The sequence below is a fragment of the Paenibacillus sp. SEL3 genome (assembly GCF_054602585.1).
The window spans coordinates 2,774,441-2,797,378 of the sequence record NZ_CM137725.1 but is presented as its reverse complement, the minus strand read 5'-3'; the positions used below and the strand labels follow the sequence as shown (position 1 = coordinate 2,797,378).

Sequence of the window (22,938 nt, the reverse complement as noted above, 5' to 3'; positions counted from 1 at the left end):
ACCCATGAAGAAAACATACTTGTATTGGCTGCTGCTGCCAGGTCTGCTCTTTCTGGCGGTGTTCATGGTCATTCCGATTGTGTTGACGATCGGTTCGACCTTCGTACAGAACAGCTCATTCACCCTAGAAGGCTATCTCCATTTCTTCAAGGACCCTTACTTTCTGAAAATATTGCTGACTACGCTGGAAGTCAGTGTCGTAACGACACTCGTGTGCGTATTACTTGGCTTCCCGACGGCTTATTATATTTCGCAAAAGGCCCCGCGTCGTAAAGGGATTTTGTTAGCGCTGGCTATCTTCCCCTTGTTGACGAGTCCGGTGGTGCGGTCATTCAGCTGGATGGTCATTCTGGGTCGCAAGGGACTGTTAAATAACGTGCTCATCGGTTTAGGACTTGTAGATGAGCCGCTGAATATTTTGTATACTCCGGCAGCGATGATTATTGGTCTGGTTCATTTGTTTTTACCGCTGATGATTATTTCACTGATTGGTGTACTCGAAAATATCGACGGTGATCTTGTTCATGCTGCTCAGAGCCTCGGGGCCTCCAGATTCAGCGCATTTCGTAAAATCGTATTTCCGCTGTCTGTGCCTGGCCTGATCATTGGAAGCATTCTCGTTTTCGTGGGCAGCCTGACTGCATATACGACACCAGCACTACTTGGAGGAAAACAGCGGGTTATCGCTACATTTTTGTATCAGAACGCGATGACGCTAAACGACTGGTTTTTAGCGTCTGTTATTGCAACAATTATGATTGTTATTACATTTATCGTGGTCGGTCTCTTAAATAAGGCGGCCCATAAACTCAATCCGAAGGGGTAGGTGGATATGCGGGAGAAACATTACGGACTAGGCTTCTTTAGCCTGCTGGTCTTCATCTTTCTGCTCGGTCCGCTGTTGATCATATCGGTCACTTCTTTCGAGCCGGGCACGGTATTAAAATTCCCTCCGCAGGGCTTTTCCCTGCGCTGGTATGAAAATATTTTTGAAGTGGATTTGTTTATGTCCACGTTCAAAACGTCCATTGTGGTCTCTCTGCTAGGCAACATTTTGGCACTACTGATCGGTATGCCTGCCGCCTATGCGCTTAGTCGTTTTTCGTTTCGCGGGAAGGATGCGCTGAATGCTTTGTTCCTTTCTCCGTTGCTCATACCGGGTATTGTGCTTGGTTTTACACTGCTGCGCTATTTGATCATAGTTTACCATTTACCAGTATATGCTGGACTATTGATCGGACATACGGTGATTATGTTGCCGTTCATTATTAGAGTCATTGCATCCAGTTTGTCTAACTTTGATTTTGCGATTGAGGAAGCAGCGCTTAGTTTGGGGGCTGGACGGCTGGAAACCTTTTTCAAAGTGGTTCTGCCCAACATCCGCTCAGGCATTATTGCGGCTATCCTGATTGCCTTTCTGGAATCATTCAACAATGTCGACATTTCCGTCTTCATGACAGGACCGGGCTTCAGCACCCTGCCCATTCAAATGCTGACTTACGTCGAAAATTATTTTGACCCGACGATAGCGGCGATTTCGGTTATGCTGATGATTTTGACCGGTATCCTGATGTTCTTGATTGAACGACTGATGGGATTGTCTTACTTCACTAAAAGGTAATGGAGGCTTCAACCTTATGGCACTGCTTACTCTGGATCGCGTATCGGTCGCTTATGACAACCAACTGATCTTGCAGGATTTCGATTTGCAGCTCGAACGGGGGCAATTGCTCTCGTTGCTCGGACCGAGTGGTTGTGGCAAAACGACCACACTTCGTCTCATTGCAGGATTTCTCGAAGCTAAACAAGGAACATTTTTATTTGGCGATAAGGATTATACTCGGGTTCCGGTGAATAAACGGAACTTCGGCTTTGTATTTCAAAGTTATGCACTCTTCCCACATTTGTCTGTTTTTGATAATGTTGCCTTTGGTTTGCGGTTACGCAAAGTAAAGGAAGATGATGTGAAGCGCCGCGTTATGACGATGCTGGATACGGTTAGCCTGAGGGGATTTGAAAAACGTTTCCCTGGTGAATTGTCAGGCGGACAGCGTCAACGTGTTGCGATTGCGCGAGCGCTTGTGATTGAACCCGATCTGCTGTTGTTTGATGAACCTCTGAGTAACTTGGATGCTAACCTGCGTGTAAATATGCGTGTGGAAATCCGCCGTATTCAACAGGAACTGGGCATCACTACTGTATACGTATCGCATGATCAGGAGGAATGTTTTTCGATTTCTGACCAGGTTGCGATTATGAATAAGGGGAACATCGAACAATTAGATGCTCCATCGACCATTTTTAAATATCCGACGACCGAATTTGTCGCCCGTTTTATTGGGTTTAATAATTTTCTAAGCTTTGACGAGCGTACTGAAGAAGGGGATCGTATTCGACTGAATACAGGTGATCTTTCATTCGGCGTAGCGCGTAATCAGGGTACGGCCCAGCTGGGTGCTCGTCAGGGCGCTATTCGTCCGGATGATTTGGTCATTCGAACAGAAGGCAACGAGACAGGAGAAAATGAGCTCCCCGGTATTATTAAGGTAAGTACTTACCTGGGGCGTAGCTATCAGTATGTGGTAGAAACGGCGAAAGGCAACTTTACGGCTAATCAGGAAATGGATACGCCCTACCTGAGTGGTCAGCGAGTTACCCTGCATTTTCCGGCAGATAAAATGGTGCTGGTCCAATAATCAGCGGGTTCGATGAAGGAGATACATCATGCGTGCAGACAAAATGATTTTACAAGTTAAGGTGTATAACAGTTACTACAAGACGTTCGAAGAAGGTAATGTAGCTATACTTGATGGCAAGTTTATGTATATCGGTCAGCGTGGTCTGGAGTCTTTCGAGGCTGCTGAAATTGTCGAAGGGCACGGGAAATATATGATTCCCGGCCTGATCGACATCCATTTGCATATCGAAAGCACAATGGTGACACCGGCAACCTTTTCCTATGGACTGATTCGCAATGGGATAACGACGATTGTACCAGAACCGCACGAAATGGCGAATGTTTTCGGATTGGAAGGCGTCCAGGAAATGATGGAAGCCAGCAAGGATTGCGTGGCTGATATGTTCTACGGCATCCCAAGCTCCGTCCCGGCAACACCGCTCGAAACCTCAGGAGGCGAGATCGGTATTCCCGAGATTGATGCGCTGCTGCAAACGGGTGAAATGATCTGCCTGGGTGAAATTATGAACTATGTGGATGTCATTCGTGATCCGGAGAGCAAGACGAATCGCATCTTACGCCATGTTCGTGAGCACTACCCGGAGCTGATCATTGAAGGTCATACGCCACAGTTGCTTGATCTGGACCTGCATCAGTTGATCTATGCGGGGATAGGCTCAGACCATACTCACCAAAGTATTGAAGGTATGAAGGCGCGGATGGCTGCGGGGATGTTTATTGAAATCCAGGAAAAATCCATGACCCCTGAAGTGATGGACTATCTTATTCAGGAAGATGTGGCACAACATTTTTGCTTTGTAACGGATGATGTGATGCCAGACTCTTTCGTAGAGCGAGGGCATCTAAACCATATTGTAAGTAAAGCAATCGGAATGGGCATGAAGCCTGAGGATGCCATTTATGCAGCTACGTTTACTCCTGCTGCACGGATGCGTATGCATGACCGCGGAACCATTGCACCGGGAAAAATAGCTGACTTTGTACTGCTGTCGGATCTTGGTCAATTTGATGTGGAGCAAGTCTATAAGGACGGACTCAAGGTATTCGATAAGTTCGAGGAATACCATCAAGCACCAATAAAATGCCGCTTCCCCGCCCACTTTTATCAAAGTGTGAAGCTCAATCCCCTCACGGAGCAGGATTTTACTGTAAAGATGGATGTAGCTGATGGCACACATCAATGCCGTGTTATGATGGTCAAAGATGGCTCTACTTTTACAAGTGAACGGATTGCACCTGCACAAGTAGAGCAGGGGGAACTGGTATGGGAACATGGTGAACATGGACTGATTGCTACGTTTGAGAGGTATGGAAAGAATGGCAACCGTGCTTACGGTTTGATCGGGGGAGATACGATTAAACGTGGGGCAGTGGCAACCACCTATTCGCACGATAACCATAACTTGCTGGTCGTAGGGCATAACAAGCAAGATATGATACTGGCCGCGAATACGGTTCTTGCCAGCCAAGGCGGTTTTTGCGTAGTTGAAAATGGCAAGGTGCTGTCCCATTTGCCTTTAACCGTAGGCGGGATCTTAACAGAAGGACCGCTGGAAATGGTTGCGGCGCATGTGAAGGAGCTGCGTTCAGCCTTGCTGTCGCTGGGCTATCGCCATTACAATCCAATCATGTCGCTGAGCACGCATTCTTTGCCGGTCAGCCCGGCCTTGAAAATTACCGATCACGGCCTGATTGATGTAAATGCTGGCAAGGTTGTACCTTTAATCGTGGAAACTTCAGAGATGCAAGAATAATAAAAGAGCCGACCCTCTTATAAACTGTACCCTATAGAGTAGACACTTTAAAAAAGTCTCTCCGTAGGGTACTTTTTATATATTGAGAAAAATGGGAAGTGGAACTGGAATGAGTAAAAAGACATTTACAGAGAAAGAAATCGAACAGCTTTCTAACAATCTTTATGTTAAGTCAGTTACATCAAAAGGTATTACATATACGGATGAATTCAAGAAACTTTTTATTTCAGAAAATAAAAAGGGCAAGCTACCGAGGGCTATATTTGAGGAATGCGGATTTGATGTACATGTAATCGGACTCCAACGAGTACGATCCTCGGGAAAAAGATGGCGTGCGAGCTTCCGGGAAAACGGTGTCTTGGGTCTGCACGATACAAGGAGCCAATCATCTGGAAGACCCCTTAGAAGGGAACTGACACTGGAAGAAAAGAACGCCAGGCTCGAAGCGCAAAACGCCTTATTAAGAGCGGAGAACGAACTGTTAAAAAAGATCCGTATGGCGGAATGGGGGCTGAAAGACAAGTAAATTTGCCACCTTGCCAGAAATATATTTTGATCCATACCGTTATCCGGAAATACGATCTTCATCGAATGGTGAACCATTTATGCAGAATGGCCGGGGTCTCCAAGAGTGGCTATTACAAGTACTGGTCTTCCGAATCAGCGGAAAAGCGGAAGCAACGAGAACAGGATGATGAACAGGTAAAAGAAACGATCCTGAAGGCCTTCCGTTTCAAAAGACGCAAGAAAGGGGCCCGTTCTATCAAGATGATATTAGAGGGCCAGTTTAAGGTTGTCTACAATTTAAAACGGATCCGGAGAATTATGAAGAAATACGGCATTGTATGTCCTTTCCGGAAGGCAAATCCCTATAAAAGGATGATGAAGGCGACTCAGGAACATCGGGTTGTTCCTAACCTTTTGAATAGGGAATTTAAGCAGGACATCCCCGGCAAGGTGTTACTGACAGATATCACTTATTTATATTATGGTACAGGCAAGAAAGCTTATTTATCAACGATCAAGGACAGTTCAACCAATGAAATACTGGCTTATCATGTCTCAGAGAGAATCACTATGGACCTTGCGACGGACACTCTTCTAAAGCTGAAGAAGAATCGAAGATTTAAAAAAGCAAAGGGTGCCTTTATTCATTCGGATCAAGGAACACATTACACACATCCTGATTTTCAAAAGATGGTTAAGAAAATGGGGTTAAACCAGTCGATGTCTAGACGAGGAAACTGTTGGGATAACGCCCCCCAAGAATCCTTCTTTGGTCATTTTAAGGATGAGGCCTCCATCAAACCCTGTGCGACTATGGAAGAGCTAAGACGTGAAATTGATGACTATATGACTTATTACAACCATTACAGATACCAATGAAATTTAAAAAAGATGACCCCTGTTCAATACAGAGATCATCTTCTTCAAGCAGCCTAAGCCCTTTTTAAAATGTCCTTTACAGAGGGTACAGTTTACTTATGGGCCGGCTCTTTTTTGATGCTTTAGCAGACAAAGTTAACATCTTCTATCCTCCTATTGATGTAACCTATGTATAAAAGATAAACAAGTCTTGATTCTGGGTACCCGATTGCATGTAGAGTTTGCTTTACAATTAGTTCATGTAATCTTCATGATTAAAATCGAATAAGGACTTGAAAAACATCGTCACAGTGTTATAATTAAAACAGGATTTAGATTAAGTCTAAATTAATTGATTAAGATTTATTAGATTGACGCATGGAATTTTGAAGAAAATCAGACACTACTGCTAACGAGCATCCAAGCTTTACACCAACTATATTTGAACGAGAGGGGATTTTAAACATGAGTACATTAAATCATACGAACGCACCTACACAAGAGGCTATTCAAGAATTGCACAAGGCATTGAATCGTCAGGTAGCTACCTGGTCTGTATTGTACACGAAACTGCATTATTTCCACTGGTATGTGAAAGGACCTAAATTCTTCACATTGCATGCTAAATTTGAAGAACTTTATAATGAAGCAACAGCTAATCTAGATACGATTGCTGAACGATTGTTGGCTATTGGTGGCCGTCCGGCTGCGACCTTGAAGGAGCATTTGCAACTTTCAGCTATTCAGGAGTCCGCAGGTGAGCAGACAGCTGAGGATATGGTGAAGTCCGTTGTTGCTGATTTTAAAACCATCACTGTTGAGCTGGCTAGTGGGATGGAAGCAGCGGAAGCGGCACAGGATAAAGCGACAGAGGATCTTCTTAACGGCTTAAGAGAAGCAATGGATAAACATATCTGGATGCTGAGTGCGTATTTGGGATAACCCATTGGTATAGACTTCCATGTATATGGAGATCAGGTGAACAAGACACACATCCCGTTGGTTCCACTCTGCCACTGGAGTATAATAACGAGAAGGCGTGGAAGACCACAGGCTCTAGAGTCATAGAGCTTCCGGGATGGGGTGTGTGTTATGGAAGTGAAACAACAGCTTTTGCATGAAGCGGAGCAGTTTATATATACATGTTATGAGGAGCTGGGCCGAAGCCGCGATGAAGCGGAGGCCCGGCTTCTTAATATTCGTCACGACATAGAGACTACGGGAATGTATGATCATACGTACGAAGAGCTGGAGCACGGGGCACTCATGGCTTGGCGCAATAGCAATCGTTGCATCGGTCGCTTATTTTGGGACAAGCTTTTGGTCAGGGATGCGCGGGGCGCGTCAGATGCAACGGAAGTGGTTCGCGAGCTCTTGGAGCATATACGCATAGGAACGAATGGCGGTAAAATTAAGCCAACGCTTACTGTATTCCGCGCCTCCAAGCCAGGGCAGCCGAATATCCGCATCTGGAACCATCAACTCATTCGTTACGCTGGATATGAAACCGATCAAGGGGTCATCGGGGACCCGATCTCGGTAGATTTTACCAATACTTGTAAAGACATGGGCTGGCAAGGAGCGATGACTCCTTTTGATATATTGCCACTGGTTGTGGAAGCAGGCGGCCGGCCTCCCGAGCTATATGATATTCCTGAACATTTGGTAATGGAGGTGGCCATTGAGCATCCAGAAATCTCGGGTTTCGCTTCCTTGGGATTACGTTGGTATGCTGTGCCTATGATTTCGGACATGACGCTGGAGATTGGCGGTATCATCTATACAGCGGCTCCCTTTAACGGCTGGTATATGGGAACAGAAATCGGCGCCCGCAATTTTGCGGATACCTTCCGCTATAATATGTTGCCACAGGTGGCTAAGCTGATGGGGCTGGATACGACGAGTGAAACAACGCTTTGGCGTGATCGGGCACTGGTGGAATTGAATATTGCTGTGCTGCATTCTTTCAAAAAGGCGGGAGTCAGCATTGTCGACCACCATACCGCAGCGGCACAATTCAAGCTGTTTGAGGAACGGGAAGCCAAGGCTGGGCGCGCACTGACAGGCAATTGGACATGGCTGATTCCCCCGCTATCCCCGGCGACAACGCATATTTTTCATAATTCCTACGATAATCGGCTTGTGAAGCCGAATTTCGGAGTTCAAGAGAAGTCGTATATGTCGAGACAGGCTAATACAGCATCAGATACAGTGCTTCAGCAGAAACGCCAAGGCTGCCCTTTTCATTCCGGATAACGATGGGAATGACCTGATTGCTGGATTAGGACTCGAGCTTATCCCATGCAACGATAAATAGGGTAGCCAGTGGTCCTATTAATAGGGAGAGAAAAAACCAATTTAGCCCGCTCCGATTTTTGGATTGTGCCAAGCCGGCATTAATCAGGGCAAGTGTTCCCCAGCCTACATAATAATCTTCTGACATGGTATTCTCCTTTGTAAAAAGGTATAATATCGTACTGTGTATGGTATGAACACATCCATGATTTCATGAATTTAGAGTAAATATCACTTTATATATTCTGGTTTGAGGAGCGAAGTTAAGTTGGAAAGATATCAGGCAGAGCGCATTGTCGCTGAGCTTTTGGAACGGGCTGCTATAGGTGTGACAGTCAAGCTGGAGAAACGTTTTCCTGGTGGAAGGCTGATTGGGGGCAAATATGCTATGAATGCTCACGCCATTACCATGTATACGGACGTTATCGAAACACAGTGTTTACAGATGTTCGGCAGCATTGATCGAGTTGAGGAGTATTTTACAGTTGTGCTTGCACATGAGATTGGGCACGCCGCCGATACAGAATTAGTGGACCTCTCCGATGCGTTGGAGCAAGAGAGTGGGATAGGGACCCGGCAACGACTTGCGCTGCAAATTGAAGAAAACGCATGGAATTATGCGCTTGGGTTGGTGCCTGAAATAGATGCAACGTTTATTTCTGCCGTAATAGACGAGTCCTTGCTGGCCTATCGGGTCCCGATTATGGAGCAGTCTGACATTGCGTAACAAAGATGATCCGAGAGCCGTCAGGCTCTTTTTTTGTTGATTAAAACAGACGAGATTGGGTCGGATGATCTAAAGGAGTAGCTTTTTAAGCTGCGACACGCGTCCCTGGGATAGTTCGAGCATTTCGGCTAATTCTTTTTGAGATACATTTGGGTGCTCCTGCATGAGCTGTTTTAGTTTATTCAGGAGATCATTCTGATTTCTGTAACTCCTTCTTTTCTTGGGCTGGACAGGACGTGCTTCACTCAAATGACTAGAAGGATTATCGCTCTTCAGATTTTCAATACAACTTTTACATATCAGATGATCCCTGAAATAGCTCAAATGATCTACGGCACCACAAAAATAGCAAGAAACCCCCGTATACTTGCGAATCATCAGTCCCTCTGGGGTAATAAAAAAATCGAGGGCATCTCCAATATTAATATTCATAGAATTGCGCAGCTCCTTAGGCAGCACAATGCGGCCTAAATGGTCTAATGGCCGTGTCATTCCTGTGTTCTTCATCATTTTTCCCCTTTCCTGAAATGCGCTTATAGTTGTAGGAATTGTATGTATATATGCTGGAAGTACAAAGCGCTTATATTACAGTTTGTTTTGGTATAGCTATGCTGAAAAAAAAAGCTCCGGCATGACGAACAATTACGTCTGCCGGAGCATTGTACAGCCAATGAATCTAAGATGTCATGTCGAACTACTGTGGGTTGGTTGTCCAAATACCGGCTACTTTTAATTGAACTCGTGGAGGCAGTTTCAATGTGGCTAATGTCAGATCGGCCAAATCCTGCGGTTGAAGCATGCGATCCTCATCACCAATAGGTAATCCTGCGTTTGCCGCCAGTTCTGTATTGACAGTGCTTGGAGTCAGCGCGGTGACGCGAATGTTAGATTTGCGAACTTCCTGCATCAGTGCTTCCGTGAAGCCCATCAAAGCAAATTTGGATGCGCAATATGCTGAGCCTGTTGCAAAACCCCGTTCTCCTGCCGTCGAGGAAATATTAATAATGTTTCCGCTCTTTTGCGCCAGCATGCTTGGAAGCACAGCATGTGTGACATAATAGGTTCCCATCAGGTTTACGCGAATAATACGTTCCCACTCTTCGGGGTCCATCTCCGCGACTGTGCCAAAGGTAGCAATGCCTGCATTGTTGATCAAAATGTCGACAGCGCCTAGCTCATGTTCCAGTGAGGCTACAGCGGCAGCGGCCTGTGAGCGATCCGATATATCTGCAACAGCACTCACCACTTTCACACCGTATGTACTCCCCAGTGAATCCTGCAGCTTTTGCAGGTCAGTCAATGTGCGTGAAATTAATCCCAGGTTAACGCCTTCCTTAGCTAAAGTTTCGGCAATTGCTTTACCGATTCCTTTACTGGCTCCTGTAATAATAGCTGTTTTATTCTTAAGTTCCATCCAGTCTCCTCCTTATTAATCTATAATGTGGTTGTGCATCTGGGCACATGGTTACATTATACAAGGTTAAACTCATTGAACCAAACTTCGCCTCTGATGAGGCATTCATTTAGAGGTCTCTATTTGGAAATATAAATATCCCCTGAAGTGGTTTCGACCTTAATCACGTTCACACTACCGGGAACAGATTCGGGAGTATTGATATTCCCAGAGTCAGAGCGGACATTATAAACACCTTTAAAATCGGGAGCTTGCTTAATCTTCACGTCACCAGAATCAGCATTCACTTCCAAGTTGGCTACGGCACGTTGCGTAATATTTGTCTCCCCTGAGGTTAGGGAAATAAGGCCATTACCGCTATAATCACGAATGGTAACATCACCTGAAGTAAGCTTTAACTCCATATCTGCTGCAAGCTGACTGGCTGTAAAATTGCCGGATGTTAAATTTGCGATCAGGTGGGTACTTTGGAGGTTTGTAATCTCGGCAGTGCCTGAAGTAGCGGTGATGGAAGTATTCTGCACGGAGGCATCCTGAAGTTTTACATTCCCTGAATGTGCATCTACCTGTAGGTCAGTTAGTGTTTCGCCGGAGGGCATCTCTACGGTAATCGTTTGATCCAAATCAGGAGTGATCGAGAAGAATGACAAGGAAGGGGCCGGCTCCGATTGAATCGTAAGCTTACCGTTCTCAATTCGGGCATTATGAATTTGGTCGGCTACCTTTGTCTGAACTTCTCCACTAATGCGTATCGTACCTTGGTCGCCAGAGCCAGGAGTAAACAAAATAGAGACATCATCAGAGCTGTCCACTTTCAGCTTCTGTAGCTGACCACGTGTAAACGTCCATTTTTTGTTAATCGCAGTTGTTTCCTTCATGACTTGTTGACTCCATGGGGCACCGTAGGCCACCATTCCGGCTACACCGATGACAATGCACAGACCTGCTGCAATAAACCACTTTTTATTCATGTTGTTAGTAAGCTCCCCTCAGGGTAGTCAGATTCCATTTCCAGTATCGTACTGTGCCTTTGACCATAAGGAGTAAGAGATAACGTACACCAGGCAGCAGCAATAGACCTATACCCGTCAACGTGATAGAGAAAAAGAATTTGGCCGGGTAAAAGGTGCTGTTTAGCGCATAATCAGTAACAGCGAGAAGGGGGGCTACAATGAAGCTGATCGATACCACAGCCAATGAAGCCCATACTGCCCATAGGGTAGCCATAATCGGGATGGAGATTAGCAAATTGAGAAACAACAGCCCTAGGAAAGTAAAAATATTGCGTGCAAAGCTGCCCTGGCGAAGCGGAGGAGAAGCGTTCCAGGCTGCATGGGGATCATCCAACGCTTCTCGGGCAATATCCTCTGGGTTACCCAGCTCATGGGCAATCTCACTTTCGCTTTTGCCATTAACCAACCCGTAGTCAAAATGCTGGCTCAAATCACTAAGCAGCTCATTGCGTACCTCTGCAGGGAGAGGAGAAAGACGCTGTTCCACCTCTGTAAGAAACTGTTTTCTATTCATCGGTATTTCCTTCCTCCAGTAGGCTTGCGACATTATGGACAAAATCATTCCATTCCCGCGTAAGTATTCTTGTATAATGACTGCCAGTATCGGTCAGCCGATAATATTTGCGAGGAGGCCCCTCGGTCGATTCCTGTAAATACGTTGTGCAGTATCCTTCTGATACCAGACGGCGAAGCAGTGGATATAGGGCTCCCTCGGCTACTTCAATATGACGGGAGACGGCTTGCGCCAACTCGTAGCCATAACGGTCTTTGCGTCCAATTAGAACTAGAACGCACAGTTCCAGTACCCCTTTTTTGAATTGGATGTTCACATTCACGAGCGGTGCTCCCTTCCTGGATGTTATCAATAATTCATAGGTGTCGTTCGGAATAAGGGAAAGAAACGTGTGTTTGTGCATAATTTGTCACGGGTACTAATTATAGAACAGTAGTCAGGTATAATTTAACATCATGTACTGATTAATGCAAGGTACTAAATTTTTAATAATAAAATATTTGTGTCAAAATGGACAGATTTCCTTCCTTGGAGGCTTTATTGAGTAGCGAATGTTGTAGAAAAAAGTATTTTTATTTGGGAATTCATCGAAATATGGCTGGAAGCACAGATAGGATGCCGCTTTAATTTCATTCATTAAAATGATAGATTGTAAAGTATTCAACAGGGTTAAAAATTACTTTTTATGAAGAGGTGGATAAAGAATGGACTGGAAACATTGGTATATGGAACTGGAACAGGATGATGAGTCTTGGGATGTATCCGAGGAGATTGTTCTGCGTGGTGTAGTGCAACTTGATTTTTGCGGGCAGCCCTCGGAAGTAGAAGTCGAATTTATCGTGGGAGCCGATTCCGAAGAACAGGCACAGACTATAGAAGAACCTACACTGTTGCAAAAAAAGACATGGGAGCAGTATATGGAATATTCATCAGCTATTCATCCTCAAGTGTTGGAATCCATACACCATCATTATGCTGGCATCGTGGAAAAGTATCGGAATGCTTACAGTACATGGGGAGAGGACCCGGATGAATATGCGCCTTATGTGGAGCGGCCGGAACAATTGTTGAATCGAATACAGCTTATGTCTATATTGATTTCCGACTCATCGGCAAAGGATGAACTGTATTTGAATTTTAGTTGTTCCTGGGATCGAGAACATGGCTTAGGCGTACATATGAAGCAGATGAAAATGAAGCATATTCAAGGCGCTTATACATTATATGACCTAGAATAAATCCCCTTCCCGGGCTTTTAGCAGAAAGGACCGGAAAGGGGAACAGAATATGTTGAAAATGAAGGCGTGATTCGAAACGATAAAAAATTAGTTGGATACAGCCAATGCAGCCCGGGCTGCTTGAGCCGCTTGTACCATTTGTCGCAAGGCGGCGACAGATTCCTCTTTGGTGCGGGTTTTCAGACCACAATCCGGATTAACCCAGAACAAATCTGATGGCAGTACGCGCAGGGCACGCTGGATCATGCTTAGCATTTCAGATACATCGGGGATGCGCGGACTGTGGATATCGTACACGCCCAGACCGATGCCTTTGTCGTATACCTGATCTTCAAAGCTGACAATCAGTTCTCCGTAGCTTCGCGAAGTTTCAATAGATATAACGTCGGCATCCATGTCGGAGATGGACTGAATCATATGCTGAAATTCGGAATAGCACATATGCGTATGGATTTGGGTCGCAGGTTCAACGGTGGCCGTGGTCACAAGGAAGGCTTGAACTGCCCAATCCAGATAGGCTTGCTGTTGTTCTTTTTTCAGCGGAAGCCCTTCACGAATTGCGGGTTCATCGACCTGAATCATGCTGATGCCCGCTTGTTCCAGTGCCTCTACCTCTGCCCGTAATGCCAGAGCCAATTGTAAAGCAACTTGGCTACGCGGAATATCATTGCGTTCAAAAGACCAGTTCAAAATGGTCACAGGGCCTGTAAGCATTCCCTTAACAGGCTTGGAAGTTAACGATTGAGCGAATGCCGTTTCTTCCACAGTCATGGGCTGATCGAAGGAGACGTCTCCGTATATAATCGGCGGTTTGACACAGCGGGAGCCGTAGGACTGCACCCATCCGTTTTGTGTAAAAGCAAAGCCATTCAGCTTTTCGCCAAAAAATTCAACCATATCGGTCCGCTCAAATTCCCCGTGTACAAGCACGTCAATGCCAATGTCCTCCTGAATATCAATCCATTCCTTGATTTGCTGTTGGATGAACGTCCGGTATTGCTCGGCAGACCATTCTCCTTTGCGATAGTGCAGGCGGGCCTTGCGGATCTCGGCGGTTTGCGGGAAGCTACCAATGGTCGTCGTAGGCAGTGGAGGCAACTTCAGCTTATTTTGCTGAATCTCACGACGCTCGGCGAAAGGAACGCTGCGTGTTAGAGGCTCCTTTGCCAGCAAGTCAGCCAGATCGTCAGCTGTTTGTACGCGTGCCGCTGAGCTGTTGAAACGGGCTACCGCATCTGCACTTTGTCCAAGCTTGGTGAGTGCGGATGGATCGTGTTTGCCAAGTGCAGCCGTCAGGACGGCGATTTCCTCAAGCTTTTCATCGGCAAAAGCCAGCGCTTGCACCAGTTCTCGATCCAGCTTGTGCTCTGCTTCCAGACTGACTGGCACATGCAGCAGACTGCATGATGGCTGTACGATAAGCTGCTCGGCAGTGGTCTGTTCTGCTAACTGACCCAGCAGGATAGCCACAGCGTTAAGGTCGCTGCGCCATATATTGCGCCCGTCAATGACCCCAGCGCCCAGCGTTTTTCCTTTAGGGAAACCATGCTGCAATATATGCTGGAGATTTTCGCCATCATCATACACAAAATCAAGACCCAGTCCCTGTACCGGAAGTGCGGACAGACGCTCATAATGGTCCAGGCTGCCAAAGTAAGTTTGCAGCATTATATTTAAAGAGGGCGCAGCTTGGGCCAAAGCTTCATAGACTTCCTGAATAATGTCCAGATCCTCTACTGGGAATGAGGTGGTCAGGACAGGTTCATCGATTTGGACCCACTGAACACCTTCTGCTGCTAGTTCAGACAGGACACGGGTGTATAAAGGCAGGAAGGTTCTTATAATAGAAGCAAGCTCCTTGCGATCATAGCCTTTGGAAAGGGTAACGAATGAATAGGGGCCGATGAGGACCGGTTTCCCATCAATGCCTAGCTCTTGTTTTGCTTCACGATAAGCCCGTAAAGGTTTATTTTCAGTGAACACCGGGACTGCGTTTGCCAATTCAGGAACGATGTAGTGATAATTGGTGTTCATCCATTTGGTCATTTCACTGGCGGTTGCTCCCTTCTGTCCACGAGCGATCCCGAAATACACGGACAGAGGAATCGGACCTGCGGGACGATGGTTGAACCGTTCGGGTACGAGGCCAAACATCACAGATGTATCCAGCATGTGATCATAATAGGAGAAGTCTCCGACAGGAATGCGATCAATCCCCTTGTCACGCTGCTTGCTCAGATGCTCCAACCGTAATCTTTTCATTTCCGTTTGCAGTTCGCTTTCGCTAATACTGCCGTTCCAGAAGCGTTCCAGTGCTTTCTTCCATTCCCGGTTTTCGCCGATACGCGGATATCCCAGATTACTGCTAATTAAGCCGGACAATTCAGGCCATTCAATGACGGACATGTACTTTTCCTCCTAGTGGGTGGCTGTTTTATTTTTACGTACCAAAAAAGGCATTCTTCCCCCCAGAGTTAAAAATAAGTAGGGGAAAGAATGCCTCCGTGATTAAAAAATCAAAAATACGGCGACTGCTCTTAACACCTCCCTATCTTCCGTAGGTACTTGCGATGTTGTTAAAATAGGCAGGTCTCCTGACTTACGGATCATGACTCTCAGCATCCCTTCCCGGTCTGTGGACCAGTGGTTGTATGAACAGCTGAAAGTTCCCCGTTTACAGTGGCGGGACCGTGCCGGATTTGCACCGGCTTCCCTTTTAAGCCTGATCTGAATAGAACAGACACCTATCTCCAAGCTATGCGGTTAAGGTATGACGAATAATTATGCACTCGTATACTTGTTCACCATCATAAGTGAAACTTGCAGGATGCGCAATAGAAACTGCGATAGAAACTGCGATAGAAACTGCAATGGAATCTGTTAGGGATATGCAAAAAAAAGACAAGCCTCATCCATGATGGAGACTTGTCCTAGATTAGATATAGCATTTGCCGAGTAACCTTCGCCTTAAGTCAATGAAACGGTGTAACCTGCCTGAATGCTGGCTTTTACATCTACCAGACGCTGGTTGCGGCTGCCCCGGAAGGGAAGGGTCAGGTCCTTTTGCTGTTCTACAAAGCGACCATCCACAATCACATCGCACAAAAGTGCTAGCTCCTGTCGCTCCTGATCTGTGAGTAGATCTTCATAGACAAAGCCAGTGTAAGCCCACACGGTTCGGTCGGGACAGGCCGCACGGAAGTCGCGCACAAATTGCGAGCATTCTGCTGCTGAGAAAAACGGGTCTCCCCCGCAGAGAGTCAGTCCATCCAACAACGGATTATCCATGATGTCACGAATGACTTCCTGTTGTCGTTGGGGTGTGAATGGCTCACCTGCACGGAAGCTCCACGACGCTGGATTAAAGCATCCGGGACAGGCATGACGGCAACCGCTAATGAACACGACGGTGCGCAGGCCGTATCCTTCGTTCAGAGATTCCGGAATGTAGCCACACAAATTCACTTATGTTTCACCCGATCTCGAACTTCTGCCTGTTTTGCAGCATTAAAGCGAACGGTATAATCTCCTGTCAGATATCCGGTTACCCGACGTAAGCGCTGAAAGTGTGTGTGCTCCTCATCTGTGCCACATTGGGGGCAGCTTGTCCCGATAATTCCTTCATAACCGCATTCCGTACAACGATCCACCGGATGGTTGATGGAGAAGTAGCCGATATTCTGATGCAGCGCGTATTGAACAATTTTAAGAAACGCATCCGGGTTATTCCGCGCATTACCGTCCAGCTCAATGTATGATATCGCACCAGCGTTGCATAGGTTATGGAACGGAGCTTCCAAGCTGATTTTACGAGCAGCCGGGAGCGTGTAATACACGGGAATATGAAAAGAATTCGTGTAATATTCTCGATCATTTACCTCAGGAATAATCCCGAAATCACGTTGATCCAGCAAGGTGAACTTGCCCGACAGACCTTCGGCAGGCGTAGCGAACAATGTAATATTCAAATTGTGATATTCACTCATTCGATCGCAATACACGCGCATAGAAGTAATGATTCGCTGTGCCTCTCGGTATACGAAATCATCCTCCCCGTGGTGTTTCCCGTATAGTGCCTTCATGCACTCAGCCAGTCCGATGAATCCGATCGAAAGCGTACCGTGTTTTAGTATGCTTCCCACCTTATCATCTGGCTCTAGTTGTTCTCCACCTTCCCATACCCCTTCGCGCATCATAAAGTCCGAGGCTTTGGCCGGCTGGCTGGTCTGGATTTGATAGCGATGGATTAAGCCATCCACCGCAATGCGCATAACTTCTTCTAGTCTCGCATCAAAGCGATCACGGTCAGGTGTCAGGCGTTTGCCTGTGCAAATACCATACTCAATGCCAAGCCGCACCAGATTAATGGTATTGAAAGAGAGATTTCCCTTGCCACTCTGCCGATTTCTACCGAAACGGTCAGAAATGGTGCGGGTACGGCAACCCATTGTCGCTATAATGGTATCCGGGTCATCAGCACGGTAAAAAGGCAGGTTGAAGGTGGCATCCACATTCACAAAATTGGGATACATCCGTCTGCTAGAGCATTCTACCGCCCGTAAGAACAAATCATAATTGACGTCGCCTTCTACCTGATTGATTCCCTCTTTGCATTGGAAAATATGCTGTGGAAAAATAGGAGTTTCCCCGCTACCCAAGCCGCGAATCGTGGCCTCCAGCAGCGATTGAGTAACAAGCCGTCCCTCAGCAGACGTGCACATTCCGTAATTCAGTGAAGTGAATGGAATCTGTCCACCCGCGCGACTGCTCATGGTGTTCAGGTTATGAATGAGCGATTCAGCAGCCTGTCGGGTTTCCGTCTCCGTCTCTTCGCGAGCGAATGCGTATGAACGAGGGCAGGCTTCTTGCAAATGGGGATTGGCCATATGTAGTTCATCGTCAGTCAGACTAGATTCTATCTCTTCCTCGAACAGCCGAAGTCCCTTGCGCAGATGCTTGCGGAAGGACCGGGCAACGTATGGGGCAAGGTCCCAATCTATTTTATTGGCGGAGACACCTCCGAATTGGCTATTTTGCTGAGACTGGAATATGATGGCAACTAGTGCCATGGCGGACATAATCGTTTGCGGTGTGCGTACAGAGCCATTGCCTGTATTGAATCCGTCTTGTAGTAACCGGCCAAAAGGGATAAAGATACAATTCGTAGTTCCGAGTGCGTATTGGTCCAAATCGTGAACATATACATATCCGTGATCAATCGCGTTCGTCAGTTCAGGCGGAAGTACCCGCAGGCGCGCATACCATTTGGCATACTCGGACCCAAGCTTGCTCATTTTGCCGCTGAACGATTCTCCATTCAAATTTGCATTCTCCCGCAGCATGTCCAGATCTTGTGCCCCAATGACCCGCTCGCCGATGTCGTATAATTGATGTTCCTCCAGCACCTTCATCGTAAAACCCTCCATATAGTAAAATATATATATTTTTCACAAAAACAACATATTGATGATATCTAGTGATAACCAATTGTTTCGATCTATATATTGTATATACGTATACATCGGGAGTATGTGACTATTGTCACATTAGCAAGAGCGGCCGACACGAAAAAACCAGGTATAGAGTAAGGGGCACATCCGTAGATATGCGCCTTACTCTATACCTGGCAATCGAAGTTGTGACAAAAAAATGAATAGGGTTGTCGGTACATTGTGTATGATTTTGGGATATAGAATTTAGAAGGTTTAGAGTAACTTTTTCAACTGGGACACCCGGCCTTGGGAGATATCGAGCATTTCTGCATACACTTTTTGTGGCAGGTTCGGGTGATCCTGAATTAGCTTGCGAAGCTTTTTTACCATTTCACCTTGCTGCACTCTGGATTGCTTGGGCTGCCACGTTGTGTTGTTTCGGATCGGCTGGGTATGTTCTTGAGCCTGGATAGCATCATTGCTTGTGGCATGCACATTTTCATCGGTCTTTAATAATTGAATGCAATCAGCGCAGATAAAGCTGTCCCGAAAATAAGTTAAGTGATCCACCGCGCCGCAAAATTTGCAGGAGACACCCGTGTATTTTCTTAATACAAATCCTTCTTCGTCTACGAAGAATTCAAGCGAATCACCGATATTGATATCCATTGTGGTGCGCATTTCCTTGGGGAGTACAATTCGCCCCAATTGATCCAGGGGCCTTGTCATTCCGGTATTTTTCATCAGCGCTTCCTCCTTCAATGATATATCCTGATTATACCAAAAAATATTATTTTTAGCTTTGTATATTGAGGGTAAAATGCAACTTTTTTTGTCTTTATGCTGCAACTCTCTTTCATCCAGTATAGGATGTTTTCGGTATTGTTGCCGGGATACTCCTTTTTAGCTATGATATATTAAAACGCTTTCATATATACCTTTTCATCATATTCTTAAATGGAATAAGGAGATGACGGATATGAGTCATGAAACAACGGATATCGAATATTTATTTCAAGATCCGAAGATTCATCTGGATGAGCGTGTACGGGATCTCGTGTCACGACTAACCTTGGAGGAAAAGATCGAATCCATGTTGCAATATCAGCCGGCCATTGACCGATTGGGAGTCGCAGCTTACAAGCACGGTACGGAAGCGGCGCACGGGATAGCATGGTTGGGTGAGGCGACTTCATTTCCTCAGCCAGTAGGATTGGCATGTACTTGGGATACGGAATTAATGCGCCAAATCGGCTCTGTTATCGCAGATGAGGCGCGTGTCTACTATCGTCGTGATCCTAAATTAAACGGTCTGACCCTGTGGGCACCTACGGTGGATATGGAGCGTGACCCAAGATGGGGACGCAATGAGGAAGCTTACGGCGAAGATCCGTATTTGACGGGAGAACTGTCGAAGGAGTTAGTCAAGGGAATACAGGGGGATCATCCGGTATATTTGAAAGCGGTTGCCACATTGAAACACTTTCTGGGTAACAACAATGAAGTGGACCGGGGAAGCGGCTCCTCCAGTATAGACCCACGGAACCTGCGAGAATATTACCTAAGAGCCTTTGAGAAGCCTTTTATGGAAGGCGGCGCCCAGTCGATGATGACTTCCTACAACCTGATTAATGGAACGCCTGCTACGTTATATCATGGGGTTAACGATATTGTCAGGGACGAATGGGGGATGGACGGCTTTGTCGTAAGTGATGCGGGTGATGTCATGGGGATTGTCAACGATCATCAGTATTACGATTCCCACACGCCAGGTGTGGCCGAATCTATTCGGGCGGGAATTGACAGCATTACAGATGATGCGGAGCTCTCCAAGCGGGCGATTCGAGAAGCTTTGGCACAAGGATCGCTGCAAGAAGAAGACTTGGATCGGGCATTGTTTCATACGTTCCGTGTCCGTTTTCGGTTGGGGGAATTTGATCCGGCTGCAGACAACCCCTATGCCTCGATCGGAGAGGAAGCTCTCATGACAGAGCAAGCCCGTGAATTGTCGTTGCGTGCGGCGAGGGAGCAGATCGTATTGCTTAAAAATGAGCATGAACTCTTGCCATTGGACCCTGCCCGGTGTGGCAAAGTAGCGGTCATTGGTACGCATGGCAATGAGGTGTACCGCGACTGGTATTCCGGTACGCTGCCATACCGGGTTACACCGCTGGAGGCGATTCGTACCAAGCTGGAAGGTGAGGACGAGAAGGAACGCGTCGTGTACCGTGATGCCAAGGATCGCGTGACCTTGACGGCGGCGAATGACGGATTGAAGCTCGCAGTTGATTCTTCTGGTGAGATGCGCCTATCCCAGGATGGAGACCCAACGGTATTGACCATGACGGATTGGGGCTATGGCAGTGTGACGTTACATGATGAGCATCTGGGTACTTACGTGACGAGTGATGAAATAACGCTTCGTGTGACAGCTGATGAAGCGTATGGCTGGTATGTCAAAGAGGTCTTTGGGCTGACTCCTGTTGGACAAGGAGAGCATCTGTGGACGACATGGAATGGAAAACCAGTCATTGCCGGAACAGAGGGCTCATTAAAGGTAGTGGAGGCTGAAAAATCCGCACTTAACGCTGTAGAGTGTAACGCCTCGACAGCCTCGACAGTTTCAGGACAGAGCCATACAACATTCCAGGTAGAGACGGTGTCAGATGGTTTAGCGGAAGCGATAGCCGCTGCGCAAGCGGCAGATACAGCCATTGTATTTGTTGGAAATCACCCGCTCATCAATGGAAAGGAAGAGAATGACCGCCCAGGCTTGGAACTGGCAGCTTCCCAGCAACGGCTTATCGAGGAAGTGTATCGCGTCAATCCGAATACGATTGTGGTTCTGACGGGTAGCTATCCATTTGCCATCCCTTGGGTTCAGGAGCATATTCCAGCGATCGTATACACGTCTCATGCGGGACAAGAGCATGGTACGGCAATAGCGGATGTGTTATTTGGAGATTACGCGCCAGCGGGGCGTTTGAACATGACCTGGGTTCAGAGCGAGGATCAATTGGGCGACATCAAAGATTACGATATTATTCGCGGTGGTCGTACCTATCAATATTTTGAAGGTGAATCCTTGTATCCATTTGGCCATGGATTGACGTATTCGCCTTTTGAATATAGTGACCTGCGTACAGATGCCCTGAAGGATAGCGTAACATCTATTGCTGCACTGGATGCCGTGGATACGCTCCAGGTGTGGGTAGAGGTGACGAATCGGGGCGTAGCTGCTGGTGAAGAGGTTGTGCAACTCTATGTACGGCCTGGTGCCTCACGAGTAAAGCGACCATTGAAGACATTGTGCGGTTTTCAACGTATTCGCTTAGAGGCAGGTGAGACGCGAACGGTTTCCTTTACGATTCGGATGAAGGATTGGGCGATCTGGGATGTTACGCGGGATTGCTATTGCGTTGAATCGGGTGAATATACACTGCTGGCTGGTGCTTCCTCAGCGGATATCCGATTGGAGCACCCTGTGTACGTTCGAGGCGAAGTCATTCCACCACGCCAAGCCGGACGAAGTATCCGCGCTGAAAACTTCGATGATTGCTCCGACATCGTACTAGATGAAAGCAAGGAGCAAAAGGAGGCCTGTGTACGTCCGCGCACACCTCAACGTTCTGGTTGGATTGCCTTTCATGGCGTAGACATGGATACGGTGAGTGTGACCGAGGTTCAGTGCCGCGTGTCGGGCAACAGCAGTGATGCCACAATTGAGCTGTGTTTGGATGCACCCGATAGTGAAGCCGTGGCACGTGTGAACGTGGGCAATACAGGAGGGGCACAAGCTTGGGTTACACTCTCCGAAGCGGTACATTCAGTCTCTGGCATACGTGATGTATATCTGTTGTTGAGCGGGGAAGTGCGGTTAGCTCATTTTATTTTGGGCGATCATGCTACAGAGGATTCCGGCTTTCAGGCTTGAACTTACTTCTGACATCACGTACAATGCATTCAACGAAGTTTCTACAGCTTAGGGGTGTCATCTCATTTGAATAGTGAAAAAAGACTACGCACCGCAACGCCCAGATGGCTTGGGGTGGCGGTAAAGGCGCTTGTCTATTTGGAAAAGCACGGAGAACTCTGTGCCAGCGGTTCTATTGCCCGTTCCATTGACTGCGAAGTCACTTTGGTGCGCAGGGTGCTGACGCGACTTGTACAGGCAGATTTGATTGCAGCACGCGAAGGTCGTGAGGGAGGCTATGTGCTTACCCGTTCGGCCGACCATATTACACTTGCCGATATATACCACGCCATTGAAATATGTGATCCAATTTTCCCGGGTATGATGCATGAACCGGAAACCAATCCTTTTTGTGAGGAGTTGGCGATAGCCGTATCCGAAATTTTAGCCGAGAGCGAACGACGTATGCTGGAAGTATGGGGGGCCCATACGCTGGCTTCGCTTGCCAAGCGTACATCACTCGTGGTGGGGAAATGCAATCATAATGAAGATTCAAAATGATAATAGCCGATACA

Annotated in this window: 21 protein-coding genes and 1 riboswitch; of the genes, 11 read left to right on the top strand and 10 right to left on the bottom strand. The window is 46.8% G+C overall.

The window, feature by feature from the left end:
* Nucleotides 1–4 precede the first annotated feature (4 nt).
* The 7 genes from ACYCS5_RS12965 (at nt 5) to ACYCS5_RS12935 (ending at nt 8,073) form a co-directional block, all read left to right on the top strand.
* Entirely contained in the window at nt 5–826 is an 822-nt protein-coding gene (locus ACYCS5_RS12965) for an ABC transporter permease (RefSeq protein ID WP_013312457.1), read from the top strand.
* A 6-nt stretch (nt 827–832) separates the two neighbouring features.
* A complete protein-coding gene (locus ACYCS5_RS12960; RefSeq protein ID WP_013312456.1) occupies nt 833–1,621 on the top strand; it encodes an ABC transporter permease in 789 nt (262 codons plus the stop codon).
* A 16-nt stretch (nt 1,622–1,637) separates the two neighbouring features.
* The gene (locus ACYCS5_RS12955) at nt 1,638–2,696 is read left to right on the top strand and encodes an ABC transporter ATP-binding protein (RefSeq protein ID WP_459761167.1); all 1,059 of its coding nucleotides are present in this window, start codon (nt 1,638–1,640) and stop codon (nt 2,694–2,696) included.
* Nucleotides 2,697–2,724: 28 nt separating this feature from the next.
* Entirely contained in the window at nt 2,725–4,452 is a 1,728-nt protein-coding gene (locus tag ACYCS5_RS12950) for an adenine deaminase C-terminal domain-containing protein (RefSeq protein WP_029518626.1), read from the top strand.
* Between the two features lie 109 nt (nt 4,453–4,561).
* A protein-coding gene (locus tag ACYCS5_RS12945) for an IS3 family transposase (protein WP_459761312.1) occupies nt 4,562–5,838 on the top strand; the annotation gives its coding sequence in 2 pieces (ribosomal slippage) (nt 4,562–4,952 and nt 4,952–5,838; 1,278 coding nt in all).
* Nucleotides 5,839–6,282: 444 nt separating this feature from the next.
* On the top strand, nt 6,283–6,759 hold the full coding sequence (locus ACYCS5_RS12940; protein WP_165145971.1) for a Dps family protein: 477 nt from the start codon (nt 6,283–6,285) through the stop codon (nt 6,757–6,759).
* Between the two features lie 150 nt (nt 6,760–6,909).
* Complete coding sequence (locus ACYCS5_RS12935) at nt 6,910–8,073, top strand: nitric oxide synthase oxygenase (RefSeq protein WP_165145974.1); 1,164 nt, start codon at nt 6,910–6,912, stop codon at nt 8,071–8,073.
* A gap of 25 nt (nt 8,074–8,098) precedes the next feature.
* Here the strand turns inward: ACYCS5_RS12935 and ACYCS5_RS12930 are convergent, their stop codons facing one another.
* Nucleotides 8,099–8,260, bottom strand: coding sequence for a hypothetical protein (locus tag ACYCS5_RS12930; protein ID WP_176715742.1), 162 nt, complete (start codon nt 8,258–8,260; stop codon nt 8,099–8,101).
* A gap of 120 nt (nt 8,261–8,380) precedes the next feature.
* Between ACYCS5_RS12930 and ACYCS5_RS12925 the strand changes: the two genes are divergently transcribed.
* Entirely contained in the window at nt 8,381–8,839 is a 459-nt protein-coding gene (locus tag ACYCS5_RS12925; protein ID WP_029518623.1) for a hypothetical protein, read from the top strand.
* Nucleotides 8,840–8,908: 69 nt separating this feature from the next.
* Here the strand turns inward: ACYCS5_RS12925 and ACYCS5_RS12920 are convergent, their stop codons facing one another.
* The 5 genes from ACYCS5_RS12920 to ACYCS5_RS12900 form a co-directional block, all read right to left on the bottom strand.
* Nucleotides 8,909–9,346 carry an AbrB/MazE/SpoVT family DNA-binding domain-containing protein gene (locus tag ACYCS5_RS12920; RefSeq protein WP_029518622.1) on the bottom strand — a complete coding sequence of 146 codons (438 nt, stop codon included), beginning with the start codon at nt 9,344–9,346 and terminating at the stop codon, nt 8,909–8,911.
* A 187-nt stretch (nt 9,347–9,533) separates the two neighbouring features.
* Nucleotides 9,534–10,253: a 3-ketoacyl-ACP reductase gene (locus ACYCS5_RS12915; RefSeq protein ID WP_039271709.1), complete on the bottom strand. Its 720-nt coding sequence runs from the start codon at nt 10,251–10,253 to the stop codon at nt 9,534–9,536.
* A gap of 119 nt (nt 10,254–10,372) precedes the next feature.
* Nucleotides 10,373–11,224: a DUF4097 family beta strand repeat-containing protein gene (locus tag ACYCS5_RS12910; protein WP_165145983.1), complete on the bottom strand. Its 852-nt coding sequence runs from the start codon at nt 11,222–11,224 to the stop codon at nt 10,373–10,375.
* Nucleotides 11,225–11,228: 4 nt separating this feature from the next.
* Entirely contained in the window at nt 11,229–11,780 is a 552-nt protein-coding gene (locus tag ACYCS5_RS12905) for a DUF1700 domain-containing protein (protein ID WP_165145986.1), read from the bottom strand.
* Entirely contained in the window at nt 11,773–12,102 is a 330-nt protein-coding gene (locus ACYCS5_RS12900; protein WP_039271704.1) for a PadR family transcriptional regulator, read from the bottom strand. Before ACYCS5_RS12900 ends, ACYCS5_RS12905 begins: the two co-directional genes overlap by 8 nt.
* A 382-nt stretch (nt 12,103–12,484) precedes the next feature.
* Here ACYCS5_RS12900 and ACYCS5_RS12895 point away from each other — a divergent pair, with 382 nt between their 5' ends.
* Nucleotides 12,485–13,018: a DUF6985 domain-containing protein gene (locus ACYCS5_RS12895; protein ID WP_459761166.1), complete on the top strand. Its 534-nt coding sequence runs from the start codon at nt 12,485–12,487 to the stop codon at nt 13,016–13,018.
* 87 nt (nt 13,019–13,105) lie between these two features.
* On the opposite strand, the gene metE is transcribed toward ACYCS5_RS12895, so the two are convergent.
* The 4 genes from metE to ACYCS5_RS12875 all read right to left on the bottom strand — a co-directional run bounded on the left by metE (nt 13,106) and on the right by ACYCS5_RS12875 (nt 19,194).
* Nucleotides 13,106–15,424: a 5-methyltetrahydropteroyltriglutamate--homocysteine S-methyltransferase gene (metE, locus tag ACYCS5_RS12890; protein WP_459761165.1), complete on the bottom strand. Its 2,319-nt coding sequence runs from the start codon at nt 15,422–15,424 to the stop codon at nt 13,106–13,108.
* Nucleotides 15,425–15,585: 161 nt separating this feature from the next.
* Nucleotides 15,586–15,781, bottom strand: a riboswitch (cobalamin riboswitch).
* Nucleotides 15,782–15,985: 204 nt separating this feature from the next.
* Nucleotides 15,986–16,483 (bottom strand): anaerobic ribonucleoside-triphosphate reductase activating protein, encoded by a 498-nt coding sequence (nrdG, locus tag ACYCS5_RS12885; protein ID WP_039271699.1) that lies wholly within the window; start codon nt 16,481–16,483, stop codon nt 15,986–15,988.
* Nucleotides 16,480–18,429: an anaerobic ribonucleoside triphosphate reductase gene (locus ACYCS5_RS12880; RefSeq protein WP_459761164.1), complete on the bottom strand. Its 1,950-nt coding sequence runs from the start codon at nt 18,427–18,429 to the stop codon at nt 16,480–16,482. The genes nrdG and ACYCS5_RS12880 overlap by 4 nt, the downstream gene beginning before the upstream one ends.
* 294 nt (nt 18,430–18,723) lie before the next feature.
* Nucleotides 18,724–19,194: an AbrB/MazE/SpoVT family DNA-binding domain-containing protein gene (locus tag ACYCS5_RS12875; RefSeq protein ID WP_029518613.1), complete on the bottom strand. Its 471-nt coding sequence runs from the start codon at nt 19,192–19,194 to the stop codon at nt 18,724–18,726.
* 235 nt (nt 19,195–19,429) lie between these two features.
* Here ACYCS5_RS12875 and ACYCS5_RS12870 point away from each other — a divergent pair, with 235 nt between their 5' ends.
* Nucleotides 19,430–22,384, top strand: coding sequence for a glycoside hydrolase family 3 C-terminal domain-containing protein (locus ACYCS5_RS12870; protein WP_459761163.1), 2,955 nt, complete (start codon nt 19,430–19,432; stop codon nt 22,382–22,384).
* A 66-nt stretch (nt 22,385–22,450) separates the two neighbouring features.
* Entirely contained in the window at nt 22,451–22,924 is a 474-nt protein-coding gene (locus ACYCS5_RS12865; protein ID WP_029518611.1) for an Rrf2 family transcriptional regulator, read from the top strand.
* Nucleotides 22,925–22,938 lie beyond the last annotated feature (14 nt).